Raw genomic sequence first — 6,372 nt, 5'->3', positions numbered from 1 at the left:
TATATTCTTTATTTCACTGTTAAAGAGAATTGCTAAAAATATTAATTTATAATGTTAGGTTATTTGCATGGCTAGTGATCGGATACAGGCGGTTCAAATATGCATCTTCTTCTATTTTACGATAAGCATAGGATGGCTTCAGCTCTCGATGAGAGGGAAGAAACCACATCTGCAGAAAACGTACCGGCTCATCCTCAGACGGGTTCGTTTCCGAATGCTCCACGCCCGTGCCTGCACTCATAACCTGAGCCGTTCCCGCCTCCAGCAGCTGTTCTGTACCCATGCTGTCCACATGTTTAAGCGTTCCTGATATCACATAGCTGACAATTTCGAGATTATGATGTGGATGTTTCTTAAAGCCTTCCTGCGGCATCAGCGTGTTGTCATTATGAGCTAACAAACATCCGAAATGGGCGTTGCTCGGGTCCTCATAATCTGCAAAAGAAAAGCTGAATTCACTGTGTATCCAGCCTCGATCCGACGTGTGCCTTTCTTCCGATGTCACTACTTTAATCATATTCATCCACCTCCAGGGGATTGGAACTGCCTTGCAGCAGTATTCCATGCGTGTTTAGAATTTTATAGATCAATACCAATTGGTATGTGATTTTTACCCGGCGCCCGGTTATTCTAATCACGTTCCTTCTAAAGGTTACTCGCTATCTAATCATGAGTTCAGCACAAATTCACTGTCCATATGTCCGACAAGCGTGCCTGCATCATTACGAATACCAGCAGGAAATGCTTCGGCCAGCCTTGCAATGGTTGCTTTGTTAGCATATCCGATCTGCTCCAGAATCGATTGTGCGATAGAAGCCCATTCTTCCTCGGAGCCGTCCAGCACTTTAAACGTGATGCCAAGTCTCTCTTTTTTCAGCGCAAAACCAAACACACCCTTAAATCCACCCTTGGCTACAATGTTATCGTCCTCCAGCAGCACGGAATCCACCCGGTTCGTACCACCCACCATCAGCGGATGCTGGTTCATTGCCGCAGTGATTGTTTCTACAGCGGTACGTGTCGGTGCATCGGCAATCAGATCAGGGCAAGCCAGCTTGAGGTATGCACTTGCCAGTGCAGACAGCGGCAGCGAAAATACCGGAAAGCCGCAGCCATCCGTCCCAAGCTGAATATCTGTTACTTCAATACCTGCCAGACCTGCCAGCGTGTGAAGTATTTCCTGCTGCACGGGATGATGCGGCTCGGCATAACTGCTCAGATCAAGCTGTTTCATCTGGCTGTAGCCCAGAATGCCGAGGTGTTTCCCCGAGCAGTTGTGCAGTATACGGCGCTTCTCTCCTTGGGCGCGCAGCCAGTCGTTGCGGCTCTCTTCATTTAACGGATAACTTGGTGCACAGATCAGACATTCCTCGCCAAGTCCGATTTTGCCAGCCAATTGTGCCAGCACCCGGATATGCTCCGGTTCAGAGCGATGGGATGATGCCATGATGGCAATCTCCTGCGGCTCCAGATTATAGTGGTGGTCAATGCCGGCACGAATACCCGGAATGGCTTGAAATGGTTTCGCAGATGATCGGGTAAAAGCTCTGAAATGAGGATCACCAGCCGAATATACAACACGACCATGCTCATCTGTAATACATATATGTCCGTAGTGGGCACATTCCATCACACCAGCACGGTATTCTTTAACTAACAGCGCACTCTCCATGCGACTTTCTCTCCTTTATATTGCCAAATTCTTGTACATGCAAGTCGATGTCAACTTACATATACACTCCCGAATTTATCTCTGCGTTGCTTTGCGTCACGGCGCCGCATGGGATATCCTCATTAGTATAGTACAAAACCGACACTTTTACAGTTTTTTCGACAGACCTTTTGGGTAAAGCATGATCAGCTTTCATAATGCACTACACTTTCGTTGAAGGAGATACGATTGATGCTACGAAATTCTAAACCTCTCTCATCTGATCCGCAACAGGGCGTCCCTGTCCCTATAAAGCCTTTACTGAAATATACACTGCTTGCTTCTCTTCTCAGTGCAGCGATCGTTTTATTATTGGCAGGTATCGGGGTATGGATGGGGCCAGATCGCATTTTGACGCTGGACGGCCGAATTCAGCAGCTGTTCTACCTGAATTCGGAAGCTCGCCTGCTTCTGCTGCCCTATACTTCATGGATCACTGCACTCGGTTCGTTCAAAATATCGGCCTTGGCCGCAGCAGGCTTCGCCCTGATCTGCTTTGTACAGCGACGTCACCGAGCGACGATCTATGGCTATGTGATCTGTGCAAGCTTTGCGATGATGTGGATGCTGAACACATTACTAAAAGAAATTTTCCGAAGAAGCCGGCCCGAGCTGGAGCATCTGCTTGCTGCCCACGGTTATAGTTATCCCAGTGGTCATGCCATGATTTCTATGGGCTTCTACGGCATGCTTTTTGTGATCTGGGCTCTGGAGTGGAGGCAATACAGAGCCTTTCAAAGATGGCTTCCTGTGATGCTCGGTGTCTTCTTTATTGTCTTTATCGGTCTTAGCCGAATTATGCTGGGGGTTCATTATCCTACAGATGTACTGGCAGGATTTGCTTCCGGACTTGTCTGGGTGATATGTTGGATTCAAGGAATAAAACGAGCCTTTTAACGGCTGCCTTCCTCCTATTTCCAGTTTATTCATCCGGCAGTTCGTTGTTTCACAGGGTTGCATGGCGTTTATATACGAAGTAAGCAAACGCGAACAGACAACATCCTGCATCAAGTTGAAAAGGAGGCGGTTGTTATGTGGGGCATCATTATCAGCATTGTCATGGCCATCATTATCGGTTTAATTGGAGATGCACTTGCCGGGCACAACATGCCGGGCGGTGTGATTGGCGCGATGATTGCCGGATTTGCCGGAGCGTGGCTGGGAGCGCTTTTGCTTGGTAACTGGGGACCGGTTATCGGCAACTTTGCAGTCATACCCGCCATCATTGGTACAGCGCTCTTTGTTTTCTTGCTGGGGCTTGTGTCCAGACTGCTAAGACAGTCTGCCTGATTCGGGTTGCACGGTGTTCGATGTTTCACATGTATAAACCGCATGGTGGTTTTGTATTTTTAAATTACATTAAGGAGTGATTAAACATGAATAAAACAGAAGAACAGTATCCAGTACAAAGCGGTTCGACATTCGCCAAAGGTCTTTTCATCGGAGGATTGTTGGGCGCTGCGGCAGCCCTGCTCTTCGCCCCTAAACCAGGACGCGAGCTGCGCGGTGACCTTTCTGAAAAAGTAAACCTGGTAACTGATCGTACAAAGGAAGTGGCAACGGTTGTTGGAGATAAAGCTTCCGAGCTTGCCAAAACGGTGTCAGCCAAAACGTCCGATCTGGCTAAAACGGTAAACCAAAGTCGTAATGACGTAATGGATTCTGTAAAAAAAGCATCTGCTGATGTTGCTGAAGAAGCTTCCCGTGCATCTGAAGAAGTGGCTGCCGCTTCCGTAGAAGCGAAGGAAGATGCACGTAAAGAACTGAACTCAACCAGCTTGTAAATTGCTCTTACAGAGTCTAGCAATACATAGCCAGCTGCAAGCAGCTGGCTATTTTTTATCCTGAACATATCCTGAGCAGACGGAGGACAAATACATGAGTAAAGTCACAATGAACGGAAATACCCCCATCACGGGAGCACCTCCTGCACAGCAGTATGACATCAATGAACATCCTTTCGAGCTGAGGCACGAGGTCAAGCGGCTGAATACACGTCTCGATCAGATTGCTGACAGTCTGGAGAGAGCGCAGATCAAAGATATCATTGAAAATTACAGCAATCCCAAAAAACGTATCATTACCAATTTCACTGCAGGTATGGCTAGAGGACTTGGATTAACCGTAGGTACGTTTGTCGTACTCGGTTTGCTTGCCTTTATTCTTAGTCAATTCGTTAACATGCCCATCGTGGGCCAGTATATTGCCGACCTGCTTGGTTACATCGAAGATTACAAAAAATAAAAGAGGAACCGCCCGGTCTGTGACTATCGCGGTTCCTCTTTTCCTTTGTCCCGGTTCCCCTGTGCGGAAGACTGGGCAGATTTCACTTTTAGCAGATCCCCTGTCCATCCTTTCATCATCATCCACAGGTACATACCGAGCATGCTGAGCAAGATCAGCACAATAACAAGCACCACGCCCCATGTCTTGTCGATCAGAGGTAAATTCTCAAAGTTCATGCCCCAGATCGCCCCTGCTGCTGTAGCCGGAGTGAACACGGACGTTACAATCGTCAATGTTTTCATAATTTCGTTGCCACGGACTCCCGATATCGCATTGTCGATCGAAATAAGGGTATCAATCTCTTTTTCATAATGCTGGAACAGACATTCCATCCGCTCGACACGGTACTGAAGCTGCTGGTAGAAACGATTCTCTGTAATCTCCTGAAGATAAGCCTCCTTGGAAGCTGCCATTAATTCGGAATAAGGAATAAACAGATTGCTCCAGTACAGCAGTTCAAACCGGGCCGCCAGAATCTGATCCATTAATGTACGTGCATTACGGCTCTCCATCTTGCGCTCCAGATCACGCAGGTTCATCTCAAAATGGTCCATGCCCACATGGTAATAATGCAGAATAGCCCGAAACAGCACAAACATGCCTTCATTGGCCTGAGTACACTGCTGCAGTATGTGAACACGTTCGCCCGTTTTCATGATCTCTCTTGTGTTATCATCCAGATTAAGGGTAACCAGATGATGGCGATCAACGTAAAAGAACATCTGATTTCCTCTCCGGGTATCCTCTCGCTCGTTTTTCACCGCATATAATAAGGAACCAAAAATCACGGCTTCTGTTCCATTCACATAACGTACCGACAGATAATTCGATTCCACCTCCGGTATTTTACGCAGCCAATAATCCATATCAGGAAACGCCTGCGCCAGATCATCAACCGCGCCTTCCATACTGCTGGCATCGGGCGCGACCCAATCCCACCACTGCCACCCCGCTGAGCAGAATAACTGATCACGCCGAGCCTCTTGCTTCATTTGCTGCATTTGGTCACCCTCCTTTACACATCTTTTCTGTCCCTTGCCTGGTCATGACCCGTCTGATAAATCCAAAAAGGACACGTATGCATTCCAGTGCAATACCGTGTCCTTATCAAGCCGTATTCAGGCAACTATAAATATGATAGATCATAGCAAGGAAGCATTAGACATAATCTGCTTCAATTTTTCAGTAGCCCGCTTCTGAATCCGGGATACACTCATCTGCGAAACGCCCAGCTTCTGCGCAATGGCTCGCTGTGACTGTCCGTCCTGAAATGCTAAAATAAGTACCTTCTGCTCTTGTTCCTTCAGCTGTCCCAATGCCTGCTGCAGATCCATCCGTTTTTCAACCGAATCGAAGTCATTGACATCTGCGCTGATCAGCTCGCCTAAGGTCGCTGCACTATCATCCTGGGATAATGGAGAATCCAGTGATACATAGTGATAACATTCGCGGCCAGCGAGAACCTCAATCGTCTCCTCCGGTGACAGATCAAGATACTCGGCAATTTCGTTAACACCGGGTGAACGCTCCAGCTTCACCGTTAACTCATCGATGGCATGCTGCACCAATGCGCCTTTTTCCTTGATCCTTCTTGGCACTTGAATGTACCAGGATTTATCGCGAAGATAGTTTTTCATATGACCAATCATGCTTTTCATCGCATACGGTTCAAACGGAATCCCCAGATTAATATCGTATTGCTTCAGCAATCGAATCAAAGCCATCTGGCCGGTCTGATACAGATCCTCATACAGATCGGGTCGATTCCGGGCAATTTTACCCGCTGCCATTTTGACCATCGGTTCATATTTACGGATAAGAACGGTTGCGATCTCGTTATCCTGTGTTTGCTGGTATTCCCAGATCAAACCGATCGCTTCAGACATGGACTCTGGGGGAGTCACTTTTTCATTCATACTTTCTCCTCACTTTTGGCAAGACGTTTTACGAGTACTACTTTCGTACCTTTGCCCGTCTCACTTTCCACACTGACATCGTCCATCAGGGCTTGCATGAGATAGAATCCCAAACCGCCGATCTGAGCGTCTGTCAGCTCTTTGTCATGAAGGCCAGAACGTGATACTGCCGGGTTCACATGCTCGAAGCTGGCACCCTCGTCTTTGACAGTGATCGCAAGCGACTCGCCATTCACTTCAAATACAACTTCAACCATGCCGCCTTCATGGGAGTAGGCATATAATACGGAGTTGTTACAGGCTTCCGACACAGCAACCTTCATATCCTCAATGTCTTCATAAGAGAATCCCATTTTGGACGCAACACCATACAGATTAAGTCTTACAATATCCACATATTCAGCTGTCGCCGGTAAGTTAAGAGTCACTCTTTGAACTTCTGCATTCATTCCTTTTTCG

9 protein-coding genes are annotated in these 6,372 nt (G+C 47.4%); 4 read left to right on the top strand and 5 right to left on the bottom strand.

The window, feature by feature from the left end:
- Positions 1–46: 46 nt before the first annotated feature.
- Both ACQSGY_RS28710 and ACQSGY_RS28705 read right to left on the bottom strand, forming a co-directional pair.
- Complete coding sequence (locus ACQSGY_RS28710) at positions 47–517, bottom strand: pirin family protein (protein ID WP_427181967.1); 471 nt, start codon at positions 515–517, stop codon at positions 47–49.
- Positions 518–667: 150 nt separating this feature from the next.
- On the bottom strand, positions 668–1,672 hold the full coding sequence (locus tag ACQSGY_RS28705) for an asparaginase (RefSeq protein ID WP_216517712.1): 1,005 nt from the start codon (positions 1,670–1,672) through the stop codon (positions 668–670).
- 231 nt (positions 1,673–1,903) lie between these two features.
- Here ACQSGY_RS28705 and ACQSGY_RS28700 point away from each other — a divergent pair, with 231 nt between their 5' ends.
- The 4 genes from ACQSGY_RS28700 to ACQSGY_RS28685 all read left to right on the top strand — a co-directional run bounded on the left by ACQSGY_RS28700 (position 1,904) and on the right by ACQSGY_RS28685 (position 3,955).
- Positions 1,904–2,608, top strand: a complete 705-nt coding sequence (locus tag ACQSGY_RS28700; protein ID WP_427181965.1) for a phosphatase PAP2 family protein — start codon at positions 1,904–1,906, stop codon at positions 2,606–2,608.
- Between the two features lie 135 nt (positions 2,609–2,743).
- Complete coding sequence (locus ACQSGY_RS28695; RefSeq protein WP_216517707.1) at positions 2,744–3,001, top strand: GlsB/YeaQ/YmgE family stress response membrane protein; 258 nt, start codon at positions 2,744–2,746, stop codon at positions 2,999–3,001.
- 86 nt (positions 3,002–3,087) lie between these two features.
- Positions 3,088–3,495: a YtxH domain-containing protein gene (locus tag ACQSGY_RS28690; RefSeq protein ID WP_216517705.1), complete on the top strand. Its 408-nt coding sequence runs from the start codon at positions 3,088–3,090 to the stop codon at positions 3,493–3,495.
- Between the two features lie 94 nt (positions 3,496–3,589).
- Positions 3,590–3,955, top strand: a complete 366-nt coding sequence (locus ACQSGY_RS28685; RefSeq protein ID WP_145406038.1) for a DUF5665 domain-containing protein — start codon at positions 3,590–3,592, stop codon at positions 3,953–3,955.
- Between the two features lie 23 nt (positions 3,956–3,978).
- Here the strand turns inward: ACQSGY_RS28685 and ACQSGY_RS28680 are convergent, their stop codons facing one another.
- The 3 genes from ACQSGY_RS28680 to rsbW all read right to left on the bottom strand — a co-directional run bounded on the left by ACQSGY_RS28680 (position 3,979) and on the right by rsbW (position 6,362).
- Positions 3,979–4,998 carry a magnesium transporter CorA family protein gene (locus tag ACQSGY_RS28680; RefSeq protein ID WP_427181963.1) on the bottom strand — a complete coding sequence of 340 codons (1,020 nt, stop codon included), beginning with the start codon at positions 4,996–4,998 and terminating at the stop codon, positions 3,979–3,981.
- Between the two features lie 141 nt (positions 4,999–5,139).
- Positions 5,140–5,913 (bottom strand): sigma-70 family RNA polymerase sigma factor, encoded by a 774-nt coding sequence (locus tag ACQSGY_RS28675; RefSeq protein ID WP_111268407.1) that lies wholly within the window; start codon positions 5,911–5,913, stop codon positions 5,140–5,142.
- Positions 5,910–6,362, bottom strand: coding sequence for an anti-sigma B factor RsbW (rsbW, locus tag ACQSGY_RS28670; RefSeq protein WP_145406036.1), 453 nt, complete (start codon positions 6,360–6,362; stop codon positions 5,910–5,912). Before rsbW ends, ACQSGY_RS28675 begins: the two co-directional genes overlap by 4 nt.
- Between the last annotated feature and the right edge of the window lie 10 nt (positions 6,363–6,372).

The sequence above is a fragment of the Paenibacillus sp. TC-CSREp1 genome (assembly GCF_050171015.1).
Classification (GTDB): domain Bacteria; phylum Bacillota; class Bacilli; order Paenibacillales; family Paenibacillaceae; genus Paenibacillus; species Paenibacillus silvae.
The sequence above is the reverse complement of the archived record's forward strand: the minus strand, read 5'-3'. Positions and strand labels throughout refer to the sequence as shown.

Coding starts and splice junctions, on each gene's coding strand:
- ACQSGY_RS28710 (WP_427181967.1), bottom strand. CDS start 517: ATGATTAAAGTAGTGACATCGGAAGAAAGGCACACGTCGGATCGAGGC.
- ACQSGY_RS28705 (WP_216517712.1), bottom strand. CDS start 1,672: ATGGAGAGTGCGCTGTTAGTTAAAGAATACCGTGCTGGTGTGATGGAA.
- ACQSGY_RS28695 (WP_216517707.1), top strand. CDS start 2,744: ATGTGGGGCATCATTATCAGCATTGTCATGGCCATCATTATCGGTTTA.
- ACQSGY_RS28680 (WP_427181963.1), bottom strand. CDS start 4,998: ATGCAGCAAATGAAGCAAGAGGCTCGGCGTGATCAGTTATTCTGCTCA.
- ACQSGY_RS28690 (WP_216517705.1), top strand. CDS start 3,088: ATGAATAAAACAGAAGAACAGTATCCAGTACAAAGCGGTTCGACATTC.
- rsbW (WP_145406036.1), bottom strand. CDS start 6,362: ATGAATGCAGAAGTTCAAAGAGTGACTCTTAACTTACCGGCGACAGCT.
- ACQSGY_RS28700 (WP_427181965.1), top strand. CDS start 1,904: ATGCTACGAAATTCTAAACCTCTCTCATCTGATCCGCAACAGGGCGTC.
- ACQSGY_RS28675 (WP_111268407.1), bottom strand. CDS start 5,913: ATGAATGAAAAAGTGACTCCCCCAGAGTCCATGTCTGAAGCGATCGGT.
- ACQSGY_RS28685 (WP_145406038.1), top strand. CDS start 3,590: ATGAGTAAAGTCACAATGAACGGAAATACCCCCATCACGGGAGCACCT.